Annotated in this window: 19 protein-coding genes and 4 tRNA genes; 17 read left to right on the top strand and 6 right to left on the bottom strand. The window is 66.9% G+C overall.

Features of this window, described 5'->3' with window-relative positions:
• Positions 1-8: 8 nt before the first annotated feature.
• Positions 9-710 (bottom strand): PP2C family protein-serine/threonine phosphatase, encoded by a 702-nt coding sequence (locus ACVCMI_RS11405; protein WP_395118853.1) that lies wholly within the window; start codon positions 708-710, stop codon positions 9-11.
• A gap of 108 nt (positions 711-818) precedes the next feature.
• Here ACVCMI_RS11405 and ACVCMI_RS11400 point away from each other — a divergent pair.
• A tRNA-Ser gene (locus ACVCMI_RS11400) sits at positions 819-908 on the top strand.
• 256 nt (positions 909-1,164) lie between these two features.
• Here ACVCMI_RS11400 and ppsA read toward each other — a convergent pair.
• Complete coding sequence (gene ppsA, locus ACVCMI_RS11395; RefSeq protein ID WP_447098750.1) at positions 1,165-3,537, bottom strand: phosphoenolpyruvate synthase; 2,373 nt, start codon at positions 3,535-3,537, stop codon at positions 1,165-1,167.
• A 224-nt stretch (positions 3,538-3,761) separates the two neighbouring features.
• Between ppsA and ppsR the strand changes: the two genes are divergently transcribed.
• Positions 3,762-4,577 (top strand): posphoenolpyruvate synthetase regulatory kinase/phosphorylase PpsR, encoded by an 816-nt coding sequence (ppsR, locus tag ACVCMI_RS11390; protein WP_395118849.1) that lies wholly within the window; start codon positions 3,762-3,764, stop codon positions 4,575-4,577.
• 84 nt (positions 4,578-4,661) lie between these two features.
• Positions 4,662-5,090 (top strand): DUF1249 domain-containing protein, encoded by a 429-nt coding sequence (locus ACVCMI_RS11385; protein WP_395121398.1) that lies wholly within the window; start codon positions 4,662-4,664, stop codon positions 5,088-5,090.
• Between the two features lie 111 nt (positions 5,091-5,201).
• Here ACVCMI_RS11385 and ACVCMI_RS11380 read toward each other — a convergent pair.
• The 3 genes from ACVCMI_RS11380 to ACVCMI_RS11370 form a co-directional block, all read right to left on the bottom strand.
• Positions 5,202-5,278: transfer RNA gene (locus ACVCMI_RS11380), tRNA-Asp, on the bottom strand.
• Between the two features lie 36 nt (positions 5,279-5,314).
• Positions 5,315-5,390: transfer RNA gene (locus ACVCMI_RS11375), tRNA-Glu, on the bottom strand.
• 69 nt (positions 5,391-5,459) lie between these two features.
• A tRNA-Ala gene (locus ACVCMI_RS11370) sits at positions 5,460-5,535 on the bottom strand.
• A 170-nt stretch (positions 5,536-5,705) separates the two neighbouring features.
• Between ACVCMI_RS11370 and ACVCMI_RS11365 the strand changes: the two genes are divergently transcribed.
• The 5 genes from ACVCMI_RS11365 (at position 5,706) to ACVCMI_RS11345 (ending at position 10,730) form a co-directional block, all read left to right on the top strand.
• Positions 5,706-7,472, top strand: a complete 1,767-nt coding sequence (locus ACVCMI_RS11365; protein ID WP_447098751.1) for a cation:proton antiporter — start codon at positions 5,706-5,708, stop codon at positions 7,470-7,472.
• 195 nt (positions 7,473-7,667) lie between these two features.
• On the top strand, positions 7,668-8,426 hold the full coding sequence (locus ACVCMI_RS11360; RefSeq protein ID WP_395118845.1) for an FKBP-type peptidyl-prolyl cis-trans isomerase: 759 nt from the start codon (positions 7,668-7,670) through the stop codon (positions 8,424-8,426).
• A gap of 131 nt (positions 8,427-8,557) precedes the next feature.
• Entirely contained in the window at positions 8,558-9,898 is a 1,341-nt protein-coding gene (locus ACVCMI_RS11355) for a UDP-glucose dehydrogenase family protein (RefSeq protein WP_447099452.1), read from the top strand.
• Positions 9,898-10,122 (top strand): SlyX family protein, encoded by a 225-nt coding sequence (locus tag ACVCMI_RS11350; protein WP_395118843.1) that lies wholly within the window; start codon positions 9,898-9,900, stop codon positions 10,120-10,122. The genes ACVCMI_RS11355 and ACVCMI_RS11350 overlap by 1 nt, the downstream gene beginning before the upstream one ends.
• Before the next feature lie 38 nt (positions 10,123-10,160).
• Positions 10,161-10,730, top strand: coding sequence for a DUF2058 domain-containing protein (locus ACVCMI_RS11345; RefSeq protein WP_447098752.1), 570 nt, complete (start codon positions 10,161-10,163; stop codon positions 10,728-10,730).
• A 66-nt stretch (positions 10,731-10,796) separates the two neighbouring features.
• Here ACVCMI_RS11345 and ACVCMI_RS11340 read toward each other — a convergent pair whose 3' ends face one another.
• Entirely contained in the window at positions 10,797-12,854 is a 2,058-nt protein-coding gene (locus ACVCMI_RS11340) for a 3-hydroxyacyl-CoA dehydrogenase NAD-binding domain-containing protein (protein WP_447098753.1), read from the bottom strand.
• 285 nt (positions 12,855-13,139) lie between these two features.
• Here ACVCMI_RS11340 and ACVCMI_RS11335 point away from each other — a divergent pair, with 285 nt between their 5' ends.
• The 9 genes from ACVCMI_RS11335 to rnc all read left to right on the top strand — a co-directional run bounded on the left by ACVCMI_RS11335 (position 13,140) and on the right by rnc (position 23,429).
• A complete protein-coding gene (locus ACVCMI_RS11335; RefSeq protein WP_395118837.1) occupies positions 13,140-13,634 on the top strand; it encodes a hypothetical protein in 495 nt (164 codons plus the stop codon).
• Positions 13,635-13,644: 10 nt separating this feature from the next.
• Positions 13,645-16,200 (top strand): putative bifunctional diguanylate cyclase/phosphodiesterase, encoded by a 2,556-nt coding sequence (locus ACVCMI_RS11330; protein ID WP_447098754.1) that lies wholly within the window; start codon positions 13,645-13,647, stop codon positions 16,198-16,200.
• Positions 16,201-16,345: 145 nt separating this feature from the next.
• A complete protein-coding gene (rpoE, locus tag ACVCMI_RS11325) occupies positions 16,346-16,939 on the top strand; it encodes an RNA polymerase sigma factor RpoE (RefSeq protein ID WP_395121396.1) in 594 nt (197 codons plus the stop codon).
• A complete protein-coding gene (locus ACVCMI_RS11320) occupies positions 16,936-17,595 on the top strand; it encodes a sigma-E factor negative regulatory protein (protein WP_395118833.1) in 660 nt (219 codons plus the stop codon). Before rpoE ends, ACVCMI_RS11320 begins: the two co-directional genes overlap by 4 nt.
• Before the next feature lie 167 nt (positions 17,596-17,762).
• On the top strand, positions 17,763-19,232 hold the full coding sequence (locus tag ACVCMI_RS11315) for a Do family serine endopeptidase (protein WP_447098755.1): 1,470 nt from the start codon (positions 17,763-17,765) through the stop codon (positions 19,230-19,232).
• Between the two features lie 176 nt (positions 19,233-19,408).
• Positions 19,409-21,202: a translation elongation factor 4 gene (gene lepA / locus ACVCMI_RS11310; protein WP_395118829.1), complete on the top strand. Its 1,794-nt coding sequence runs from the start codon at positions 19,409-19,411 to the stop codon at positions 21,200-21,202.
• Between the two features lie 101 nt (positions 21,203-21,303).
• Positions 21,304-22,194, top strand: a complete 891-nt coding sequence (gene lepB, locus ACVCMI_RS11305) for a signal peptidase I (RefSeq protein WP_395118827.1) — start codon at positions 21,304-21,306, stop codon at positions 22,192-22,194.
• A gap of 188 nt (positions 22,195-22,382) precedes the next feature.
• Positions 22,383-22,766: a DUF4845 domain-containing protein gene (locus ACVCMI_RS11300; RefSeq protein ID WP_395118825.1), complete on the top strand. Its 384-nt coding sequence runs from the start codon at positions 22,383-22,385 to the stop codon at positions 22,764-22,766.
• A gap of 3 nt (positions 22,767-22,769) precedes the next feature.
• Positions 22,770-23,429: a ribonuclease III gene (gene rnc, locus ACVCMI_RS11295; RefSeq protein ID WP_447098756.1), complete on the top strand. Its 660-nt coding sequence runs from the start codon at positions 22,770-22,772 to the stop codon at positions 23,427-23,429.
• The last annotated feature ends 32 nt before the right edge of the window (positions 23,430-23,461 follow it).

Genomic DNA, 23,461 nt, shown 5'->3' with positions numbered 1-23,461 from the left:
GCGATGTTTCAGCTGCAGCGCACGAGGACGACGGTGATGTTGTCGTCGCCACCGCCGTCGAGCGCGTCCAACAGCAATTGGTCGGCGCATTCCTGCGCGGCGAGGTCGTTGCGCGCGACAGTACGGGCGATCGCTGCATCGTCGACGCACTCGGTCAAGCCGTCGCTGCACAGCAGGAAGCTCATGCCGGGTTCCAGCGTGCCGCGGGCCATGCCGATGCGCAGTTGCTCGGTGGCGGTGACGCCGAGTGCCTGGGTGAGCAGGTTGCGCTGCGGGTGCTGCGCCGCCTGGGCCGGGTCGAGCTGGCCGGCTTCCACCAGTGCCTGGACCAGCGAATGGTCGTGGCTGACGCGGCGCAGGGTGTGTTGCCACAGGTAGATGCGGCTGTCTCCGACCCAGGCCACTTCATACGCGTCGCCGACGATCCGCAGTGCTGCGATCGTGGTGCCCATCGGCAACAGGTCGAAGCTGGGCCGGGCGTGCGCCAGCAATCGCTCGCCCGCACCATTGACGGCCTCGATCAGGCCCGACCCGGCGCCGACCAGCTCGACCATCGCATCGCGCACCAGTGCCGACGCTACCTCGCCATGCTGGTGGCCGCCCATGCCGTCGGCGACCAGGAACAGGCCGAGCGAGACATCGGCGTGGTAGGTGTCCTCGTTGCGCGTGCGGCGCAGGCCGACATGGGTTCCGTGTCCGAGCTCGATCATGGGGCTAGTGTCAGGGCAAGCTGTGCAGCATGCCGCAAGCCACGGTTGTTGTCACGGTTCCCTTGCTCGCGTATGATTCGCGGCTCGCATGCGCCCATGCACCCGACCGGAGAGGTGGCAGAGTGGTCGAATGTACCTGACTCGAAATCAGGCGTACGTGCAAGCGTACCGTGGGTTCGAATCCCACCCTCTCCGCCAGATACGCAAAACGCCCCGAAAGGGGCGTTTTGCGTATTGCACGATCCGCCCGGTTCGACGGATTCGTCCGGAACGAATACGGACAGCCGCAGGCTGGCCCCGGAGCGCGTGGCGCGGAAGGGTCTGGCCCGGACGGGACGAATAATCCCCTTGCCGAAAGGGCGTTTTGCAAGTCACGCACGTGAAAAAGGGGGCCGGTCGAGACCGGCCCCCTTGCAAACAACGCGGCATGTTTGCCGCACCGGACGCGCTGGCCTCAGCCAGCCTTCTTCTTTGCCAACCGCAACCAGGTATCGACCACGGTGTCCGGGTTCAGCGAGACCGATTCGATGCCTTGTTCCATCAGCCACTCCGCGAGGTCGGGGTGGTCGCTGGGGCCCTGGCCGCAGATGCCGATGTACTTGCCCTTGGCGCGGGCGGTCTTGATCGCCATGGCCAGCAGCTTCTTCACCGCCGGGTCGCGCTCGTCGAACAGGCCGGCGACGATGCTGGAGTCGCGGTCCAGGCCCAGGGTGAGCTGGGTGAGGTCGTTCGAGCCGATCGAGAAGCCGTCGAAGATGTCGAGGAACTCGTCGGCGAGCAGGGCGTTCGACGGGACCTCGCACATCATGATGACCTTGAGCTCGTGCTCGCCCTGCTTGAGGCCGTTCTTCGCCAGCACCTCGATCACCTTGCGGCCTTCGCCGAGCGTGCGCACGAACGGGATCATCACCCACACGTTGGAGAGACCCATCACCTCGCGCACGCGCTTCACTGCCTTGCATTCCAGCGCGAACGCCTCGGCGAAGCTGGGGTCGACGTAGCGGCTGGCGCCGCGGAAACCGATCATCGGGTTCTCTTCGTGCGGCTCGTAGCGCGAGCCGCCGAGCAGGCCGGCGTACTCGTTCGACTTGAAGTCGGACAGGCGCACGATCACCGGCTTCGGGTAGACCGAGGCGGCGATGGTGGCGATGCCTTCGGCGAGGCGATCGACGTAGAACTCGACCGGGCCGGCATAGCCGGCGATGCGCTCGTCTATCTTTGCCTTGGTTTCGGCGTCCTGCTTGGCGTATTCCAGCAGCGCCTTGGGATGCACGCCGATGTGGCTGGCGATGATCATCTCCAGCCGGGCCAGGCCGATGCCGGCGTTCGGCAGCTGGCCGAAGTCGAAGGCACGCTCCGGGTTGGCCACGTTCATCATGATCTTCAACGGCGCCTCGGGCATGTCGCCGAGATCCGCGGTGATCCGCTCGTACTTCAGGATGCCTTCGTAGATCGTGCCGGTGTCGCCTTCGGCGCAGGACACGGTGACGTCAGCGCCATCCGGAATCAGCTCCAGCGCATTGCCGGTGCCGACCACCGCCGGCACGCCCAGCTCGCGCGCGATGATCGCCGCGTGGCAGGTGCGACCACCGCGGTTGGTGACGATGGCCGAGGCGCGCTTCATCACCGGCTCCCAGTCGGGGTCGGTCATGTCGGCGATCAGCACGTCGCCGACCTGCACCTTGTTCATGTCGCTCAGGGAGCGGATCACGCGGGCCTTGCCGGCGCCGATCTTCTGGCCGATCGAGCGGCCTTCGGCCAGCACCTTGCCTTTCTCGCTGAGGCTGAAGCGCTCCAGCTGGGTCGCATGCGAGCGCGACTTCACCGTCTCCGGGCGGGCCTGCACGATGTACAGCTTGCCGGTGTGGCCGTCTTTCGCCCACTCGATGTCCATCGGGCGGTCGTAATGTTTCTCGATGATCAGCGCCTGGCGGGCGAGTTCCTGCACGTCGTCGTCGCTGATGCAGAACTTGTGGCGCAGTTCGGCCGGAGTGTCCTCGGTCCTCACGCGCTCGCCCGGCGCGCTGGAATAGACCATGCGCAACTGCTTGGCGCCCAGGTTGCGACGAAGCACGGCCGGCTTGCCTGCGCGCAGGGTCGGCTTGAACACGTAGAACTCATCGGGATTCACCGCGCCCTGCACGACCATCTCGCCCAGACCATAGGAGCCGGTGACGAACACCACGTCGCGGAAGCCCGACTCGGTGTCCAGCGTGAACAGCACGCCGGAGGCGCCCACGTCCGAACGCACCATCAGCTGCACGCCGGCGGAGAGGAACACGTCCTCGTGCTTGTAGCCCTGATGCACGCGGTAGGCGATGGCCCGGTCGTTGTACAGCGAGGCGAAGACCTCCTTCACCTTGTGCAGCACGTCGTCGATGCCGACCACGTTGAGGAAGGTTTCCTGCTGGCCGGCGAACGAGGCGTCGGGCAGGTCCTCGGCGGTAGCAGAGGAACGAACCGCAACCGCGATGTCGTCGGCACCGGCGTCCCTGCACAGCTTGATGTAGGCCGCGCGGATCGCCTGCTCGAGTTCGGCGGGCAGGGCGGTGTCGACGATCCAGCCGCGGATTTCCTTGCCGGCCGCGACCAGGGCATCGACGTTGTCGACGTCGAGCGTGGCCAGTCGATCCTGGATGCGCCGGGCCAGCCCGCTCTTTTCCAGATACTGCTGGAACGCACTGGCGGTGGTGGCAACGCCGCCGGGCACCGAGACACCCAGTTTGGCTAGGTTGCCGATCATTTCGCCCAGCGAAGCATTCTTGCCGCCGACCTTGCCAAGGTCAGTCATGCGCAGTTGATCGAGCCAAAGCACCAGGTCGTTCAAGGGTGTCTCCTCGGGATGGCGGAACGGGGGGCAGGGAACCAGCGGTCGCGGGCGCGCTGCGGGAAACTGGTATTGTCCGCCGCGGATGGTGCGAAGCACAAGAAGACCAGTGCCACGCGATGTCATTCCAACCCGATACCAGTCAACGCGCGTTCAACACGGGACAGCGTTTTGCCCTTGCGCTAAGGTGCGAGCCTGCGCACTCGGCCCGGCGGAAGCTTCACATGCAGCGAACCGTGTTTTTCATTTCCGATTCCACTGGTATTACCGCCGAGACGATCGGCAACAGCATCCTGGCGCAGTTCGAGGGTGTCCGGTTCGACAAGCACCGGTTGCCGTTCACCGACAACCCGCACAAGGCCGAGTTGGCTGCACTGCGGATCAAGACCAACTACGCACAGACCGGGCAGCGTCCGGTGGTGGTCAACACCATGGCCGACCGCAACCTGTGCGACATCGTGGCTTCGAGCGGTGCGCTGATGCTGGACGTGTTCGCGCCGTTCATCGGTCCGCTGGAGGAAGAGCTGCAGACGCGCCGGTCCGGTGCGGTGAATCGCTCGCACGGCATGGTCGATTTCGACAAGTACGAGGCGCGCATCAACGCCACCAACTACGCGTTGTCGCATGACGACGGGATCGACGTGAATTACGCCGATGCCGATCTGATCCTCGTCGGCGTGTCGCGTTCGGGCAAGACGCCCACCTGCCTTTACATGGCCTTGCATTACGGCGTCAGCGCCGCCAACTATCCGTTGACCGACGAGGACCTGGAGAAACTGGAGTTGCCCGCGCGGCTGCGGCCCTACAAGGACCGCCTCTACGGGCTGACCATCGACGCGGTACGCCTGGCGCAGATTCGCGAGCAGCGCCGCTCCGGCAGCCGTTACGCCACGATCGCGCAATGCCGCTGGGAGCTGGAACAGGCCGAACGGCTGATGCGCCAGGCCGGGATACCCAGCCTCAACACCACTCACGTGTCGATCGAGGAGATCGCCAGCAAGATCTTCGACCGCTTCGGCATCGAGCGGACCATGTTCTGATTTTCATCCGGAGTTTGTGCGTTGCCCACGAGTGCCGTACTGGACCATCGAAACAGCCTGCTGCCGGGACGGTTCGAGACCCTGATGGGTCTGTATGCGGAGAACTATCACCGCCTCGCGCGGCTGTTCGCGCCGCACGAGCTTCCCGCCGGCCGCTACGTGTCGAGCGTGGACGACGGCCTGGACGTGCACCTGCAGGTGCAGGAGCACCACCCGTACACCGTCGAGCTGGAGCTCACCTACGGATTCGTCGATGCGCACACCGGCCAGCGCGCGCCCTCGGCGCAGTTGCGCATGTACACCGACGCGCATGTCGCCGAGGCGCTGCACTGCCACCCGGGCCGGCACCTGTGGCAGGTGCTGGGCCCGTTTTCCCCGGTGCACTCGGTGTTCCAGTACCGCCTGCGCATGAACCGATTCCTGGCCCGATGGCTGGAATACCTCGCCGAGCAGGGGCATTCCACCGGCACCCTGGAGCCGCAGCCGGAGTCGCACGAAGGCGGTGGGGAATAGCGGTTCTATTCAAAGCGATCCATGGCTGCGTCCTGATCTTTGCGCCCATGGATGGATGCACAAATCACCACAACAAAAAACCCGCGCCAGGCGGGTTTTCGTTTTGAATGGTGGCGGAGTGGACGGGACTCGAACCCGCGACCTCCGGCGTGACAGGCCAGCATTCTAACCAACTGAACTACCACTCCGCAGTTGCAACAGCTTCCAGCTTGCGCGGCCCAACTTGGCGTCCCCACGGGGATTCGAACCCCGGTCGCCACCGTGAAAGGGTGATGTCCTAGGCCTCTAGACGATGGGGACGTTGATTTTTCGAAAAGTCCGCACATGGATGCGCGGGTTCTCGCAAAGGACTTGCACTGAATCAAAACCTGGTGGAGCCAGGCGGGATCGAACCGCCGACCTCCTGCATGCCATGCAGGCGCTCTCCCAGCTGAGCTATGGCCCCGCCGCTGGAAGCCGAGAAGAATAGGGTGGGGTTGCTTGCCCGTCAAGCTTTTTTTCGACGCCGTTGCGCGTGCGCATCATCACATCGCGCCACGGCTGCGGCGATGCGGACGCGATCTTCGCCGACGCTCCTTTATGCTGCAGCGACGAGGGCAACGGCGAAGGAAGGCGATGCACGAAATCGGGTTCATCCGTGATCTTGCCGTGGTGATGCTGGTGGCCGGCGCCACCACGATCCTGTTTCAGCGCCTGCGTCAGCCGGTGCTGCTGGGCTACATCCTGGCTGGCGTGCTGATCGGTCCGCACACGCCCGGCGTGCTGGTCGGCGACGCGCGCGCCATCGACGACATCTCCAACCTGGGCGTGGTGCTGCTGATGTTCACGCTGGGCCTGGAATTCAGCGTGCGCAAGCTGCGCGACGTGGGTGTCGGCATGTTGCTGGTGGCGGTGGGCGAGGTCGGCCTGATGCTGTGGATCGGCTACGGCATCGGCAGCCTGTTCGGCTGGAAGGGCATGGATGCGCTGTTTCTCGGCGCGATCATTTCGCTGTCCTCGACCATGGTGGCGACGCGCACCCTGTCCGAGCTGGGCCAGCGTCAGCAGCCGTTCGCCCAACTGGTGGTGGGCCTGCTGGTGGCCGAAGACATGCTCGCCATCATCATGCTGACCCTGCTCACCGCGGTGGCCATCGGCGGCTCGGTGCAGGCGGAGGCGGCGTTCACCCTGATCGGACACCTGGGCCTGTTCGTGGTGGTCGGCATGATCCTGGGCCTGCTGCTGCTGCCGCGGCTGGTGGACTACGTGGCCGGCTTCGGTCGCGACGAAACCCTGCTGGTCAGCGTGCTGGGGATCTGTTTCGGCGCCAGCCTGGTCGCGGTGTGGATGGGCTTCAGCGTGGCGTTGGGTGCCTTCCTGGCCGGGGCGGTGGTGGCCGAGTCGCGCAGCGCCGGCCGGGTGGTCCAGCTGGTCGAGCCTTTGCGCGACATGTTCGCCGCGCTGTTCTTCGTGGCGATCGGCCTGAAGATCGACCCGGCGATGCTGTGGCAGTACGCGGTGCCGGCGCTGTTGATCGCGGGGGTGGTCGTCGTCGGCAAGACGCTGGCCTGCAGCCTCGGCGTGCTGGTGGTCGGGCACGAACCGCGCACCGCGCTGCGGGCGGGCCTCGGCATGGCGCAGATCGGCGAGTTCTCGTTCGTGATCGCCACGCTCGGCCTTTCACTGGGCGTGATCAGCGACTTCATCTATCCGGTGGCCGTCGCGGTCTCGGTGGTGTGCATGGCGTTGTCGCCGTACCTGTCGCGCTCGGGCGACCGCGTGGCCAGCGGGTTGCGGCGGGTCACGCCACGTTCCGTGCAATTGCTGGCCACCAGCTACAGCGGCTGGCTGGAACATCTCAAGCCGGTGAACGAGAACGCCACGCTGGCGGCGATCCTGCGGCGCCTGCTGTGGCACATCGCGGTGAACATTCTGCTGGTGGTGACCCTGTTCATGGTCGGAGCCTATGTCAATGCGCATGGCTGGACCTGGTTCTCCACGGTGGGCATCGGGCGCGAGATGCGGCACACGGTGATCTGGGCCTGCGCGTTGTTCCTGTCGCTGCCGATGCTGATCGCGGTGTATCGCAAGGCCGGCGCGCTGGGCATGTTGCTGGCCGAGATCGGCATACGCGAGAGCTTTGCGCGCTCCTACACCCACGCCATCCGCAACGTGCTGGCGCGGGTGATTCCGCTGGCCACGCTGCTGCTGCTGGGCATCCTGCTGAGCGCGCTGGGTTCGGCGATCCTGCCGCCGCGCGGCATCGCCATCTTCCTGCTGGTGGTGGGGGCGGTGCTGTCGGTGGTGCTGTGGCGGGGCCTGGTGCACATGCATGCGCGGTTGCAGGCGGCGTTGAAGGAAACCCTTGACAAGCCGGAGCCGCCGGCGGACGGGGCCGATTGACAACGACGTCCCACGCGGGGGGCGGGTGCGAGGCGGCGGCCGGCATCCGTGCAACGCTGAACCTTTATGCCGTCTGACGGTCACAAGGCGCGATCGTTGCCAAGAACAGGCCGGCACCGCACAATGCGTGGCCTGCCTCCAACGCGGGGTCCGGCCGGCGATGCCGGCATTTCCATTTTCATGAGGGAGTTACAAATGAAGCACTTTCTGCGTCCCACGCTGACGGCAGTGGCAATGGCCGTTGCGCTGGGCATGACGGCGGGCGCATTTGCCCAGGCCGCCAAGACTGGCGCCGCCGCCCCCGTCGACAAGGCCAAGGCCAGCTACGTATTCGGTTATTACAAGATGGGCGAGAGCGTGCCGCCGATCCTGCGCGACGAGATGGACCCCGCCGCCGTGGCGCGTGGTGTGCAGGCCGCGCTGTCGGGCCAGAAGTCGACCGTCAGCGAGGCCGAGGCCAAGCAGGTCTACGAGGCCTTCATGACCAAGGTGCAGGCCAAGTTCGAGGCCGAGCGCGCCCAGGAGGCAGCCAAGAACAAGGCGGAAGGCGACGCCTTCTTCGCCAAGAACAAGACCGCCCCTGGCGTGAAGACCACGGCTTCCGGCCTGCAGTACAAGGTGATCACCGCCGGCACCGGCGCCCGCCCGGGCCCGAACGACACCGTGGAGATCAACTACACCGGCTCGTTCCTGGACGGCCAGGTGTTCGACGCCTCCGCCAAGCATGGTCCGAAGCCGGCCTCGATCCCGGTCGCCAACGTGATCCCGGGCTTCCGCGAAGGCCTGCAGCTGATGCAGGTAGGTGGACACTACAAGTTGTTCATTCCCGCCTCGCTGGCCTATGGTGCCGAGCCGCAGCCGCCGATGCCGCCCAATGCCACGCTGATCTTCGACGTGACCCTGGTCAAGACGGGCCCGACGCCGGCAGCTCCCAGCGGTTCCGACGGGCAGTAACCGACGGTTCGCCGGCAGGTTCGCCGAAGGGGCGCGAAGCAATTCGCGCCCCTTCTTTTTGCGCGGTGTGTCGCTGTCGGACGGCGCGGTTAGAATAGGCGGTTCACTTTCCAGGAAAACCCTCAACGATGATGAAGGTAACGATCTTTGGTACCGGCTACGTCGGACTGGTTACCGGTGCCTGTCTGGCCGAGATGGGCAATCACGTGGTCTGCGTCGATATCGACGCAGGCAAGGTCGAGCGGCTGAAGCGCGGCGAGATCCCGATCTACGAGCCGGGCCTGGAATCGATCGTGCAGAGCAACCATGCCAGTGGCCGGCTCGACTTCACCACCGAGGCGGCGCCGGCGATCGCCCACGGTGAATTGATCTTCATCGCCGTCGGCACGCCGCCGGACGAAGACGGCAGCGCCGACCTGCAGTACGTGCAGAAGGTGGCCAGCACGATCGGCCGTCACCTGCAGCGTTACGCCGTGGTGGTGAACAAGTCGACCGTGCCGGTGGGTACCGCCGATCGCGTGCGCGAAGCCGTCGCGGCCGAGCTGGCGGCGCGCCAGGCCACGGTGGAATTCGACGTGGTCTCGAACCCGGAGTTCCTAAAGGAGGGCGCTGCGGTGGAAGACTGCCTGCGCCCCGACCGCATCGTCGTGGGTTCTTCCAGCACGCGCGCGGTTGCCCTGCTGCGCAAGCTGTACGCGCCGTTCAACCGGAATCACGACCGCATGGTGGTGATGGACGAGCGCTCGGCTGAGCTGACCAAGTACGCCGCCAACGCGATGCTGGCGACCAAGATCAGTTTCATGAACGAGATCGCGAACATCGCCGAGCGGGTGGGCGCCGACGTGGAACTAGTGCGCCAGGGCATCGGCTCGGACCCGCGCATCGGCTACAGCTTCATCTACCCGGGCGCCGGTTACGGCGGCTCGTGCTTTCCCAAGGACGTGCAGGCGCTGGAGCGCACCGCGCACGCGCATGGCTACGAGGCGCGCCTGCTCGGTGCGGTCGAGGCGGTCAACCGGCAGCAGAAGGGCAAGTTGTTCGAGCTGATCTCGCGGCATTTCGACGGCCAGCTGGGCGGCCGCACGATCGCGCTGTGGGGCTTGGCGTTCAAACCGAATACCGACGACATGCGCGAGGCTTCCAGCCGACGCCTGATGGAACAACTGTGGGGCGCCGGCGCGAAGGTGCGCGCGTTCGACCCGGAAGCGCGCGAGGAAGCCCGGCGGCTGTACGGCGAACGTGCCGATCTGGTGCTTTGCGAGCACGCCGCGGCTGCCCTGCAGGGCGCCGACGTGCTGGCGGTGGTCACCGAGTGGAAGGCCTTCCGCAGCCCCGATTTTGCGGCGATCCGTGCCGCGCTGGCGGTCCCGGCGATCTTCGACGGCCGCAACCTGTACGACCCGGCCGTGGTGGAGGAGGCGGGTCTGGCCTATTACGGCATCGGCCGTGGCCGCAGCCTGCAGTTGTCGTGATGAACAGTTCGAACGACGTGCTCGCCCGCCGGCTCGACGAGATGGAGATCAAGCTGACCTTCATCGACGAGGCGGTGCAGGCGCTGACCACGGCGGACGCCGACCAGTCGCAGCGGATCGCTGCGCTGGAACGCGCCCTGCGCGACCTGCGCGGCGAGGTGGCGTCGATGCGCATCGCGCAGGGTGACGATCCGCACGATGAACCGCCGCCGCCGCATTACTGACCCGGACCCCTCCCACCTGCCGATCACGGAATGCCCGCATGGCCGATTCCCTGCGCGATCAGCTGCTCAAGAGCGGCATCGTCAAACAAGTGCAGCAGGACCGCGCGCACGAACCGAAGCGCCCGACGCCTGCGTCGCCCGGCAAGCCCGCACGCAAGGGCGGCAAGCCGCATGCGGCGCGGCCGTCGGGACAGAGCCAGCAGGACATCGACCTGGCCAAGGCATACGCGCTGCGTGCCCGGACTGAAGCCCGCGAGCGCCAGCGGATCGAGCGCGAGGCGGCCGAGCAAGCCCGGCTGCGGCGTGAGCGCAAGCTGCGCATCCAGCAACTGCTGGATGGCCAGGCGTTGAACAAGGCCGATGCCGACCAGGTGCGCAACTTCGAATACGCCGGCAAGATCCGCCGCATCCATGTCGACGCAACCCAGCTGGTGGCACTCAACGCCGGCGAACTGGGCGTGGTGCAGCATGCCGGTCGCTACCTGCTGGTCAGCCGCGACACGGCCGAGCAACTGCGCGAACTGGACGCCAACCACGTCGCCTTGCTGGTGGCGCCGGGCACCGCCGGCACGGATGACGACGGCGTACCCGACGATCTCATGTGGTGAGGTCGAAGTAGGGCGGGCACCGCCGCCTCACGAAGCAAGCGCGGCGGGCACCGCCCGCCGCGCGATTCAGCGGTCCGGCGCTTGCGTCAACGCCGGATGGTCCCAGCCATGCTTGGGCTTGAAGCGGTCGCCATGGCGGCGGGCCAGCTGCTCCAGCTTCGCCTTCAGCGTGTCGGCGCCTTCGCTGCGCACGTACTGGATCGGGCCGCCACGGAAGGGTGCGAATCCGGTGCCGAAGATCACGCCTGCATCCAGCAGATCGGCGTCGTCGACCACGCCGTCGGCCAGGCAGGCCACCGCCTCGTTGACCATCGACAGGATCATTCGATCCTGCAGGTCCGGCGGTGTCACGTAGTCGTTGTCCACTTCGGGCTTCTGCGGCTTGCCGTCCTGCCACACGTACAGTCCCTGGCCGTCCTTCTTGCCGCGCTTGCCGGCGGCGAGCCGTTCGTCCATGCCGGGCGGCAGCTCCAGGCCAAGGAAAGGCGCCAACTCCTTGCCCACCGAGGCGCAGACGTCCAGACCGATCGTGTCGGCCAGTTCGATCGGCCCCATCGGCATGCCGAACTTCTTCGCCTCGCGATCGAGCACCGCGCCGGGCACGCCCTCGCTGTACAGCCGCATGGCTTCGAGCAGGTACGGGACCAGGATGCGGTTGACCAGGAAGCCCGGCGTGCCCTTGACCGCGACCGGCAGCTTGCCGATCGCCTTGCAGAACGCCAGCGCGCGTTTCTCGATGGCCGGGTCGAGCCGGTCGTGGCGCACGACCTCCACCAGCGGCATCTGCGCCACCGGGTTGAAGAAATGCAGGCCGAGGAAGTCTGCCGGACGAGCGAGCTTGCCGCGCAGTTCGTCCAGCGGAATGCTGGAGGTGTTGCTGGCCAGGATTGCCCCGTCCTTGAGCTGTGGCTCGATGGCGGCGTACAGCGCCTCTTTCGCCTCGGCATTCTCGTAGATCGCCTCGATCGCCAGATCCGCCTGGGCGACGCCCTTGCCGTCGACGTCGGCGCGCAGCCGCTGCACTGCCGCGTCGATCTTCTCCGGGGTCTTGAGCTTTTTCTCGTACAGCGCGCGTGCGCGATCCAGCGCCGGCTGGATGTACTTCATCTCGCGGTCCTGCAGGGTCACGTCCATGCCTTTCAGCGCCACCCAGGCGGCGATATCGCCGCCCATCACGCCGGCACCCACGACGTGCACGCGGTTGATGGCCGCATCGACGCCGCCGCCCTGGCCCTTCAGCCGCTCCTGCAGGAAGAAGATGCGGATCAGGTTCTGCGCGGTGGGTGTCTGCGCCAGCCGCGCCACCGAGTCGGCTTCGATCTTCAAGCGCTGGCCGATGTCGCTGCCGCCGCGCTTCCACACGTCGATCAGGGCGAACGGCGCCGGATAGTGCTCGCGACGTACCTTGGCCGCCGTCTGCTTGACCATGATCGGCGCCAGGATCTGTCGCCCCAGCCAGCTGTTGCTGGCCCACGCCTTGGCTCGACGCCCGAACGGTCGCGACGGCGCGCGTCGCAGCAGCAGGCGCGCCTCGGCCAGCAGCTCCTGCGGGCGTGCGAGGTGATCGACCACGCCCAGCGCGAGTGCGCGCCGCGCCGAGAGCGGCTTGCCGGTGAGCATCACCGGCATCGCCTCGGCCGCACCGATCAGGCGTGGCAGGCGGGCCGTGCCGCCCCAGCCGGGGTGGATGCCGAGCATCACCTCGGGCAGGGCGATGCGGGTACTGTCCTCGTCGGCCGCCACGCGCAGACGGCACGCCAGGATCAATTCGGTGCCGCCGCCCATGCAGGGACCGTGCACCGCGGCCACGGTGGGGCAGGCGAGCCGGGCCAGTGCTTCGTACACGCGCTGGCCGTGCTCGATGTTCTCGCGCACGGTGTCCTGGCGCGCGTATTCCACGAACTCGCGGATGTCCGCGCCCACCGCAAAGCCCGCGGACTTGCCCGAATGGATGATGACGCCGGCGGGCATGTCGATCGCCAGCCGCTCGACGATCTGATCCAGCTCGTCCAGCACGGCACGATTGATCGCATTGACGCTGCTGCCGGCGCGGTCGAGCGTCAGCGTCACTAGGCCATCGTCCTCGTGGGTCCGCCAGTGGTTGAATCGCAATCCTTCGAACATGGGGGTCGGCACATGGTGGAGGAGGCCTGAACCATACCGTTCCGTGGTCGCGATTGCGAGATGTGACGCGTGCGCTTGACCCGCTGGTGACAGCGGTGTGAAATCGGACCGTTGCGGACGGTATCCGCCGAAACCAGTCGCACGCGCGGGTGCTCCCGAGCGATTCCCGCAGGTGCGATTGGCTAACTGAACCGGGTCGACGAGGGTCGATCGGTTCCCGGCCATTCGAAGGCATCCGCGCTCGCCGCGGGTCCGGATTCAGCACCTGCCGCAGGACGAAACCAGATGACCATCGCCATGGCCTCCGCCGTACCCCAGGCTGGCGCCGAGATATTCGAACGCATCCTGACCGCGCCCAGTGGCCTGGTCGTGTTGCAAAGCAAGGACGCCGAAGCGCTGATCGAACAGGTGCGCGTGCTGGCCAGGCACAGCGGCCAAGCGGTATACCTGTGGCAGCCGGACACCGGGCTGGGCAGCCTGCGCGAGGCCCATGCCCGGGTGCCGGACTGCGAGCGGCTCGGCAATGCGTTGCGTTACATGCAGCAGAGCATGCATTTCGGCGTCTATTTCCTGCGCGGGGTGGAGCTGCCCCTGTCGGCGGTGGATGCAGCGATGCTGCGCCAGTTGGCGCGGGCGCCCAAGGGCCACCTGCGCCGCGTGGTGCTGGTCGATGCGCCGCAGGCGCTGGTGGCCCACCTGGGCGACCTCGCCGCCCAGGTCAGTACCGAAGACGGCAAGCCGCGCCAGCTGCGCCTGCGCGATGGTCGCTGGCTGACATGAGGCCGCGCACATGAATGCGGGCATCCTGCTGGTAGCCGCCCAGCGCGACCTGCGCCGGGCGCTGTTCGACGCGCTCGATCGTGCCGGCTACGCGCGGCTGCATTCGGCGCGCGACATTTCCCACGCGGCGATCCTGCTGGAGGGCAATGCCGCGCAGGAACCGCTGCAGTTGATGGTGCTGGTGCTGGATGGCGACGAAACCCAGGCCTGCGCCGCTTGCGAGCAATTGCGCCGGCTGCCGGGCGCCGCCGATGCGCCGCTGATCGTGGTGCTGGCCGATGGCGCGCCGTGCAGCCCGGCCGACCTGCCGCCGGGGATCGCCGACTGGCTTTGCGCCGGACAGATTGCCACCGAACTGGTCGCGCGCTGGCAGCGCCTGCCGGTCAGCGCAGCCGGTGGCCCGGTCCCGACGGTTTGGGGTGCGGCCGGCGATTGGCGATGGGCCTTCGAGGAAAGCGGCAGCGAATGGTTGATGGTCGACCTGCAGAGCCAGTGCCTGCTCGAAGTCAGTCCCGGCGTGATCCGGCACAGTCGCCTGCCTGCCAGCGAGTGGGCCGGGCTGGCGCTGGCCGAGGCGGTACAGCTCGAGGGCGACACGTCGGTCACCATTTTCAACGACGCGGATCGCCGCTGGCATCCGGCCCGGCGCAAGTCGTCGCTGGGTTACGACACCGGTCAGGTGAACGTGCGGCGGGTCGAGCAGGGCGGCAGCGCGGCTCTGGCGCTGCAGTTTCGCAGCGATCGCGCCGACCTGCGGCCGGAGGCGGCGTTGTCGCTGTTGTCGCGCCTGTTCGCCTCAAGCAGCGGCGTCGACGCGCAGTCCGCCTGCGCGCAACTGCTGTTCGACGAGCTGGCGCTGGACTATCTGGCCGTGTGGTCGGTCCGTCCGGAAACGGCCGACGCCCCCGCCCAGGTCCTGCAACTGAGCCGCGAGGAACACGCGCAGTGGCCGCCGGGCTACCTGCAGAGTTCGCTGCAACTGGTGCTGGGCGGGCAGGCGATGCGGTACCAGAGCGATGCCGGCAAGCTGGCGGCGGTCGACCCGCTGCTGCAGCAGCTGGATCTGGCCGGCTTCGTCGGCTTGCCGATGTACGACGAGCGGCACAGCGTGCTCGGCGCCGTGCTCGCCGGCAGCCGCCGCGGTTTCGCCGAGATGGCGGTGGTCGAGCCGGTGCTGCGTTGCGCGGCGGCGCGTTTCGCCCGCACGCTGGAGCTGCAGCGCACCCGCGAACAGGGTCGCGCCGAGGGCTTGGTCGATGCCTTGACCGGGTTGCCCAACCGGTTGCTGTTCAACGACCGGCTGGAGGCGATCCTGCGCGAGGCGATCCGCAACGGCGAGTGCTTTGCCCTGCTGTTCGTCGACCTGGACCGGTTCAAGGCCATCAACGATACCTACGGCCACGCCACCGGCGACCGGGTGTTGCGCACTGTCACCCAGCGGTTGCGCGGCAGCATCCGCGCCTCCGACACCGTGGCGCGTTATGCCGGCGACGAGTTCACCATCGTGCTGCGCCACATCGTCAAGAACGACGACGTGCTGCGCGTGGCCGAGAAGATCGTGCAGATGATGGAGTCGCCGATCTTCCTGGAAGACGGCGTGGAGCTGCAGGTCACCGTGTCGATGGGCGTGAGCTTTTTTCCCGACGACGCCAACGACGCGGATACCCTGCTCAAGCATGCGGACGAGGCGATGTATTCGGCCAAGCACAAAGGCCGCAACAACTTCCAGATCTACGAGGTCAGTCCGGAGTACGCGCGCCAGCACGGCATGGCGCTGAAGACGCGCCTGCGCCACGCCGAAGGCAACGGCGAGTTGCGCGTGGTCTATCAGCCCCAGGTCAATGCCGAGACCGAGGACATCGTGGGCATGGAGGCGCTGGTGCGCTGGGAGCACCCCGAGCTGGGCATGATCAGCCCCGCCGTGTTCATTCCGCTGGCCGAGGAGACCGGGCTGATCGTGTCGATCGGCGAATGGGTGATGCACACCGCTTGCCGCCAGGCGCGCGAGTGGGAGCAGCGCTACGGCTTGCGCCTGCGCCTGGGCGTCAACCTGTCGGCCGTGCAGTTGATGGAGCCGCAGTTGCTGGAGATGGTGGCGCGCGCGCTGCGCGAGACCGGGCTCGATCCCACCCTGCTGGAAATGGAGATCACCGAGAGCATCAGCATCAAGGCGGCGCCGAACCTGGTGGAGAACCTCAATGCGCTGCACCGGCTCGGCTGTCACATCGCGATCGACGATTTCGGCACCGGCGCCGCCTCGCTGGACTACCTGCGCCGGCTGCCCGCCGACCGCATCAAGGTGGACCAGAGCTTCGTGCGCAATATCGGCGTGGACCCGGACGACGAGGCGATCGTGCGGGCCACCATCGAGATGGCCCACCGGCTGAACCGTGCGGTGGTGGCCGAGGGCGTGGAGACCGAGCAGCACCTGCAATTCCTGCGCGACCACCATTGCGACGAGCTGCAGGGTTACCTGTTCTGCCGGCCGTTGCAGCCGATCAGCTTCGAGAAGATGCTGGCCGAGCGCCAGCGCCTGCTGGGCGTGCGGCAGGCCGAACCGGCTTGAGCGGTCCGCAGGCGGCCCCATAACGGGAGCTGGCGCGACGATTGGCTAAACTGAACTCGGTGGGCCGCTCGTGGTCTGAGCGCCGGGTTCAGCTCACCCCAGGCACCCTCAGCGGATGACGGCATTGACGATGGACACGGCCCGCATGGGCGAAAACGAACTGGACCGCGCGCTGGTCGAGCGGGTCCAGCAGGGGGACAAGCGCGCCTTCGACCTGCTGGTGCGCAAGTACCAGCACAAGCTGATCGGGCTGATTTCGCGTTACGTGCGCAGCCATGCCGAGTGCGAGGACATCGCGCAGGAATCCTTCATCCGCGCCTGGCGCGCGATCGGCTCGTTCCGTGGCGACAGCGCGTTCTACACCTGGCTGTACAAGATCGCGGTCAACACCGCCAAGAACCACCTGGTGGCGATGGGGCGACGGCCGCCCTCCGGCGACGTCGACGCGGACGAAGCCGAGTTCATGGCCGGGGCCGAGCGCATGCACGACAGCGCCACCCCCGAGCACGAATTGATGCGCCAGGAAATTGAACAATCGGTGTTTTCCACTGTCCAAGCCCTGCCCGAGGAACTGCGGACCGCCATCACCCTGCGTGAAGTGGATGGCCTCAGTTACGATGAAATCGCCGAAGCGATGGGCTGTCCGATCGGTACGGTGCGTTCGCGCATCTTCCGGGCGCGTGAGGCGATCGACGAAAAGCTGCGGCCGCTGCTGTCTGGCCGCGAGGATCCGACATGAACCAGGCACAGACCCACCAGGACGCCCTCGAGAATCTCTCGGCCAGCATGGACGGCGAATTGCCTGTCGAGCAGTTGCGTTTCCTGTTGCGCCGACTCGATCACGATGAAGCCTTGCGCCAGGCATGGTCGGGCTACCACTTTGCCCGCGACGGCCTGCGCCGCGAGATCACCCTGCGCGCCTCCGGCGGCTTCGCCGCGCGGGTGATGCTGGCGATCGAGCAGGAGACGGTGGCCGCCGCGGCGCCGTCGCGACGGCACGCCTGGTTGCGCTGGTCCGGCGGTGGCGTGATCGCCGCCAGCGTGGCCGCCGCGGCGTTGATGATCAGCCAGCCGGCGGGCGATGCCGGCCGCGTGGACTCCGCCGTGGTGGCGGGGACCAGCCAGGTGACCTTGTCGACGCCGGCGAGCACGCCGGCAGCACCGCCTTCGGTGCCGCCATGGCTCAGCGGCAACGCAGCCGGCCTGCTCAGCCAGCAGGCTTCGGCTACCTTGGGCGCGCCGCTGGACGACGGCCAGTCGCGTGATGCGCGGCGGATGTCGACCTACCCGGCGATGCATCGTTATCGCACCCTGGACAACAACGACGGCAGCTATCTGCTGCTGCTCGACCCGGCACCGGATGCCTCGCACCAGGCCGCTGCCGGCCGGCGCTGAGATTGTCGGGCGAGTGATGGTTCGCGGCAAATCCTGTTGATGCGGATGTCCCCTCGGCGCCTGCGCCGAAGGTGTTGTGCGGCCGCTCGACTGTGCCGCGGCCCGCTTGCCGCGTCGTCATTGATCGCCGGTTCGCGCCGGCTGCAGTTCAAACCCAAGGAGGAGTCATGAGTCATTCCATCTTGCGTACGCTGGCCTGTTGCGCCCTGCTGGGCCTGGCCGGGGTCGGCGGCGTGCAGGCCCAGCCGGCGGCCGCCGCGGCGCTGCCGGATTTCACCGGCATCGTGCAGCAGAACGCCCCTGCGGTAGTGCACGTGGAGGCCCGGTACACCGGCGAACCGAATCGCTCGATGCGCGTGCAGGGCCAGATGGGACCGGGGCAGGGCATGCCCAACGACCCGGGCGCCGAGATCCTGCGGCGCTTCTTCGGCATGCCGATGATGCCCTCGCCCGAGGAGCAGCGGCATACCTCGCTGGGTTCGGGTTTCATCATCTCCAGCGACGGTTACATCCTCACCAACAACCACGTGGTCGACCATGCGGACAAAGTCACCGTGCGCCTGCAGGATCGCCGCACGCTGACCGCCAAGGTGGTCGGCACCGACCCGACCTATGACATCGCCCTGCTCAAGGTCGATGCCGGCGGTGCGCTGCCGACGGTGACCATCGGCAATTCGCGCAGCCTGAAACCGGGCCAGTGGGTGCTCGCGATCGGCTCGCCGTTCGGCTTCGACTACACCGTGACCCAGGGCATCGTCAGCGCGGTGGGCCGCAACCTGGGCCAGCGCGACCAGCCATATACCTCCTTCATCCAGACCGACGTGCCGATCAACCGCGGCAACTCCGGCGGCCCGCTGTTCAACCTGCAGGGCCAGGTGGTCGGCATCAATTCGCAGATCTATTCCAACACCGGCGACTATCTCGGCGTGTCGTTCTCGATCCCGATCGACGTGGCAATGAACGCGGTGCAGCAACTGAAGACCAAGGGTTACGTGTCGCGCGGGCAACTCGGCGTGACGATCCAGCCGGTCAGCGACGACATCGTCAAGGCGTTCAAGCTCGACAACGGCGTCGGCGCGGCCGTGGTCGACGTGGACCCGGACAGCGGTGCCGGCAAGGCCGGCCTCCAGGCCGGCGACATCATCCTGGCCTACGACAACCACGACCTGCAGCAGGCCGCCGACCTGCCGCCGCTGGTGGGCATGACCAAGCCGGGCAGCAAGGTGCCGGTGGAGATCCTGCGCAACGGCAAGAAGCAGACCGTGCAGGTGACCATCGGTGAGGCCAAGCGCGACGGCAATGCCGTGGACAACCGCAGCGCCGGCTCGCCCTCCGCGCGCAGCGGTTCGGCCGCGCTGGGGTTGAGCGTGCAGTCGCTCGACAACGATACCCGCAAGCAACTCGGGCTGAAGGACGGGCAGGGCGTGGTGATCGACGCCATCACCGGTCCGGTGGCGGCGCAGTCGGGGCTGCGCGCCGGCGACGTGATCCTGATGGTCAACCAGCGCAAGATCGGCAGCGTGGCGGAGTTCGAGGCGGCCACGAAGGACGTCAAGGCGGGCAGCACGGTCCTGCTGCTGGTGCGCCGCGGCGACCAGAGCCAGTTCATCGGCCTGACCGTGCCGGACGGGAAGTAGCCGGACCTCGCCCGGCAAGGGTGCCGCCCGTCGCGGGGCGGCACCGATCCCCTCGCGGATGCCTGCCGGACGGGTGTTCCATGCGATAATGCGGGGTTGGCGTCGCCTCGGGGCGGCGCGTCGTCATGCATGGTGCGTGGCGGCGGACCCCACGACCGAAAGGCCGCTCGCGCTCCATGGAATTGATCCGCAACTTCTCCATCATTGCCCACATCGATCACGGCAAGTCCACGCTGGCCGACCGCATCATCCAGATCTGCGGCGGTCTGGCTGACCGCGAGATGGAAGCACAGGTGCTGGACAACAATCCGATCGAGCGCGAGCGCGGCATCACCATCAAGGCACAGTCGGTGTCGCTGCCCTACACCGCGCGCGACGGCAAGACCTACCAGCTCAACTTCATCGACACCCCCGGCCACGTGGATTTCTCCTACGAGGTGAGCCGTTCGCTGGCCGCGTGCGAGGGTGCGCTGCTGGTGGTCGACGCGGCACAGGGCGTCGAGGCCCAATCCGTGGCCAACTGCTACACCGCGGTGGAGATGGGCCTGGAAGTGGTGCCGGTGCTCAACAAGATCGACCTGCCCACCGCCGACGTCGAGAAGGTCAAGGGCGAGATCGAGGCGGTGATCGGCATCGACGCCACCGACGCGGTGGCGATCAGCGCCAAGACCGGGCTCAACGTGGTCGAGGTGCTGGAGGCAATCGTGGCGCGCATCCCGCCGCCCAAGCCGCGCGACACCGATCGCCTGCAGGCGCTGATCATCGACTCGTGGTTCGACAACTACCTCGGCGTGATCTCGCTGGTGCGCGTCATGCAGGGCGAGATCAAGCCCGGCGACAAGTTGCTGGTGATGTCCACCGGGCGCAGCCACGAGGTCGACGACGTCGGCGTGTTCACGCCCAAGCGCAAGAAGCTGGACAAGCTGTCGGCGGGCGAAGTGGGCTGGATCAACGCCTCGATCAAGGACGTGCACGGCGCGCCGGTGGGCGACACGCTGACCCACGCCGGCAAGCCGGCCGCGGCGCCGCTGCCGGGCTTCCAGACCATGCAGCCGCGCGTGTTCGCCGGCCTGTTCCCGGTGTCGTCGGACGACTTCCCGGCGATGCGCGAGGCGCTGGACAAGCTGCGCTTGAACGACGCCGCGCTGTTCTTCGAGCCGGAGTCCTCCGAGGCGATGGGCTTCGGCTTCCGCTGCGGCTTCCTCGGCATGCTGCACATGGAAATCGTGCAGGAGCGGCTAGAGCGCGAATACGACCTCAACCTGATCACCACCGCACCCACGGTGGTTTACGAGGTGCTGCTCAGCGACGGCTCGATCCTGCAACTGGACAACCCGGCCAAGCTGCCGACCAACTCCAGCCTGATCCAGGAAATCCGCGAGCCGATCATCGTGGCCAACATCCTCACCCCGCCGGACTACATCGGCAGCGTGATCAAGCTGTGCGAGGAAAAGCGCGGCGTGCAGCGTTCGATCCAGTACCTGGCCACCCAGGTGCAGATCAGCTACGAGATGCCGCTGGCCGAGGTGGTGATGGATTTCTTCGACCGGCTGAAGTCCGTTTCGCGCGGCTACGCCTCGATGGATTACCACTTCGACCGGTTCGAGGCCGGTCCGTTCGTGCGCACCGATGTGCTGATCAACGGCGAGCGCGTCGACGCGCTGAGCCTGATCGTGCACCGCAGCCACGCCGACCGCCGCGGCCGCGAACTGGTCGAGCGCATGAAGGAGCTGATTCCGCGCCAGCAATTCGACGTGGCGATCCAGGCCGCGATCGGCGCGCAGATCATCGCCCGCTCGACGGTGAAGGCATTGCGCAAGAACGTGCTGGCCAAGTGCTACGGCGGCGACGTCAGCCGCAAGAAGAAGCTGCTGGAGAAACAGAAGGAAGGCAAAAAACGGATGAAGCAGGTCGGGCGGGTCGAGATCCCCCAGGAAGCCTTCCTCGCCGTGTTGAAAGTGGATAAATAGCCAAAGGCCGGGAATAGGGAATCGGGAATCGGGAATAGGAAGAGCGGCTTCACTATTCCCCATTCCCGATTCCCCATTCCTGGCTCCAAAGGGAGCCCCTCATGGAATTTGATTTTGCGGCGATTCTGCTTGGCCTCACCGTGCTGTTCGGCGTGGTGTGGGGGCTGGATCGGCTGTTCCTGTACAAGAAGCGCAAGGCGCGGCTGGACGCGGCGGGCGAGGAGTATCGCGACCCGATGCCGGTGGACTGGGCGCGCTCGCTGTTCCCGGTGGTGCTGGTGGTGCTGCTGCTGCGGTCGTTCGTGGCCGAGCCGTTCCGCATCCCGTCCGGCTCGATGATGCCGACGCTGGACGTGGGCGATTTCATCCTGGTCAACAAGTTCGCCTATGGCCTGCGCCTGCCGGCGTTCAACAACAAGATCCTCGACCTGGGCGAACCCGAGCGCGGCGACGTGGTGGTGTTCCGCTGGCCCGGCTTCACCTGCCATCGCGACGACGGCACGGTAGTGCACGGCGGCAATGCGGACTGCAGCGTTCCGGTGCCGAACCAGAACTGGATCAAGCGCGTGATCGGCCTGCCCGGCGACACCATCCAGATCCGCGACAGCGAGATCGTGATCAACGGCAAGCCGGTGCCGGCCGAGAAGATCGGCCCGTTCAAGGGCAACCACGCGCGCCCGGCGGACGAGGAACTGCTCGCCTACGGCGCCACCATCTGGAAAGAGCACCTGGGCAAGGTGACCCACCTGATCGCGCGCATGCCCGACCGCATGCCCACGCCGCCGGTGCCCAACGCGAACATGCCTGCGGTGGTGCCCGACAACTGCTATCTGGTGATGGGCGACGACCGCGAAAACAGTGAAGACAGCCGCTGGTGGGGCTGCATGCCGGAGCAGAACCTGGCCGGCAAGGCATTCCTGATCTGGATGAGCTGGAAGGGCTGGGGCACCGGCGGCGTGGATTTCTCGCGCATCGGCACGGTCATCCACTGACGCATCCTCCGGCCAGGCGCGCGACCGCGAAAACGTGATGCGATCGTGCCGCCCGCTCCCCGCCTGCGGCCAACAAGTGCGAGAATCCGCAGGCGCCATCGGCCCCGGCCGGGCCGGTGCGGCGGGTGCGGGCGACACCGGGACATCCACAGATCGAACGGCCGCCCAGGCGGCATAGCGAGGGGACTATGAAATCGAAACAGTCGGGCATCACCCTGATCGGCTTCCTGCTCATCATCGTGGTAGTGGGCTTCTTTGCCTACATGGCGATGAAACTGGCGCCGTCGTATTCCGAGTACATGGGCGTGACCAAGGCGATGAACCAGATCGCCACCGAAGGCACCAATGGCAAGTCGCTGGACTCGATCCGCCGCGATTTGATGTTCAAGCTCGGCTTCCAGTACGTCGACGATGCCACCGTCAAGCCGGCCAACATCACCATCAAGCGCGACGCCGGCGGCACCAGCGTGCTGACCGTGGCCTACGACAAGCAGATCCCGTTCATGTACAACATCGACTTCCTGCTGCACTTCAACAAGAGCGTGCCGCTGCAGGGCAATGTCGGCGAGTAGACGTTGAAGCTCCGTCACCGATTCAGTGATCCGGCCTGGGCGCAGTTGGCGCTGACCCACCGCAGCGCCGGCAAGCCCAACAACGAACGGCTGGAGTTCCTCGGCGATGCGCTGCTGGGCGCGATCATCGCCGAGCTGCTTTACGAGGTGCATCCCAAGGCCAGCGAAGGCGAGCTGTCGCGGCTGCGTGCGCAACTGGTCAACGGCAACGCGCTGGCCGTGGTGGCGCGCGAGCTGGAGTTGGGCGACGAGCTGAAGCTCGGCCCCGGCGAGCTCAAGAGCGGCGGCTTCCGTCGCGACTCGATCCTCGCCGATGCGTTCGAGGCACTGGTGGCGGCGGTGTACGAGGATGCCGGTTTCGACACCTGCCGCAGCCTGGTGCGCGACCTGTTCGGCGAGCGCGTCGCCGCGCTGCGACGCTCGTCCAAGGACGCCAAGACCCGGCTGCAGGAACACCTGCAATCCGGGGGCTGGCCGCTGCCGCAGTACGAGCTGGTCGACAGCCACGGCGAGGACCACGCCAAGACCTTCGACGTGACCTGCCGCATCAGCGAACCGCTGCAGATCGTCGCCGCTGCCACGGCCGGCAGCCGCCGCGCCGCCGAACAGGATGCCGCCGAGAGCGTGCTCGGCCAGTTGCTGGAACTGGCGCGCGACTCCTGAGCCGCCGGCGCCGCGGGTTCACCGTGCGCGCG

This window comes from Rhodanobacter sp. UC4448_H15, assembly GCF_052978265.1.
Note: the sequence above shows the minus strand (reverse complement) of the source record. Positions and strands in the feature narration are given on the sequence as shown.

Coding starts and splice junctions, on each gene's coding strand:
- ACVCMI_RS11315 (WP_447098755.1), top strand. CDS start 17,763: ATGAGTCATTCCATCTTGCGTACGCTGGCCTGTTGCGCCCTGCTGGGC.
- ppsR (WP_395118849.1), top strand. CDS start 3,762: ATGCAGCGAACCGTGTTTTTCATTTCCGATTCCACTGGTATTACCGCC.
- ACVCMI_RS11345 (WP_447098752.1), top strand. CDS start 10,161: ATGGCCGATTCCCTGCGCGATCAGCTGCTCAAGAGCGGCATCGTCAAA.
- ACVCMI_RS11320 (WP_395118833.1), top strand. CDS start 16,936: ATGAACCAGGCACAGACCCACCAGGACGCCCTCGAGAATCTCTCGGCC.
- ACVCMI_RS11405 (WP_395118853.1), bottom strand. CDS start 710: ATGATCGAGCTCGGACACGGAACCCATGTCGGCCTGCGCCGCACGCGC.
- ACVCMI_RS11385 (WP_395121398.1), top strand. CDS start 4,662: ATGGGTCTGTATGCGGAGAACTATCACCGCCTCGCGCGGCTGTTCGCG.
- ACVCMI_RS11365 (WP_447098751.1), top strand. CDS start 5,706: ATGCACGAAATCGGGTTCATCCGTGATCTTGCCGTGGTGATGCTGGTG.
- ACVCMI_RS11355 (WP_447099452.1), top strand. CDS start 8,558: ATGAAGGTAACGATCTTTGGTACCGGCTACGTCGGACTGGTTACCGGT.
- lepA (WP_395118829.1), top strand. CDS start 19,409: ATGGAATTGATCCGCAACTTCTCCATCATTGCCCACATCGATCACGGC.
- ACVCMI_RS11335 (WP_395118837.1), top strand. CDS start 13,140: ATGACCATCGCCATGGCCTCCGCCGTACCCCAGGCTGGCGCCGAGATA.
- ACVCMI_RS11300 (WP_395118825.1), top strand. CDS start 22,383: ATGAAATCGAAACAGTCGGGCATCACCCTGATCGGCTTCCTGCTCATC.
- ACVCMI_RS11360 (WP_395118845.1), top strand. CDS start 7,668: ATGAAGCACTTTCTGCGTCCCACGCTGACGGCAGTGGCAATGGCCGTT.
- ACVCMI_RS11340 (WP_447098753.1), bottom strand. CDS start 12,854: ATGTTCGAAGGATTGCGATTCAACCACTGGCGGACCCACGAGGACGAT.
- ACVCMI_RS11350 (WP_395118843.1), top strand. CDS start 9,898: ATGAACAGTTCGAACGACGTGCTCGCCCGCCGGCTCGACGAGATGGAG.
- ACVCMI_RS11330 (WP_447098754.1), top strand. CDS start 13,645: ATGAATGCGGGCATCCTGCTGGTAGCCGCCCAGCGCGACCTGCGCCGG.
- rpoE (WP_395121396.1), top strand. CDS start 16,346: ATGGGCGAAAACGAACTGGACCGCGCGCTGGTCGAGCGGGTCCAGCAG.
- lepB (WP_395118827.1), top strand. CDS start 21,304: ATGGAATTTGATTTTGCGGCGATTCTGCTTGGCCTCACCGTGCTGTTC.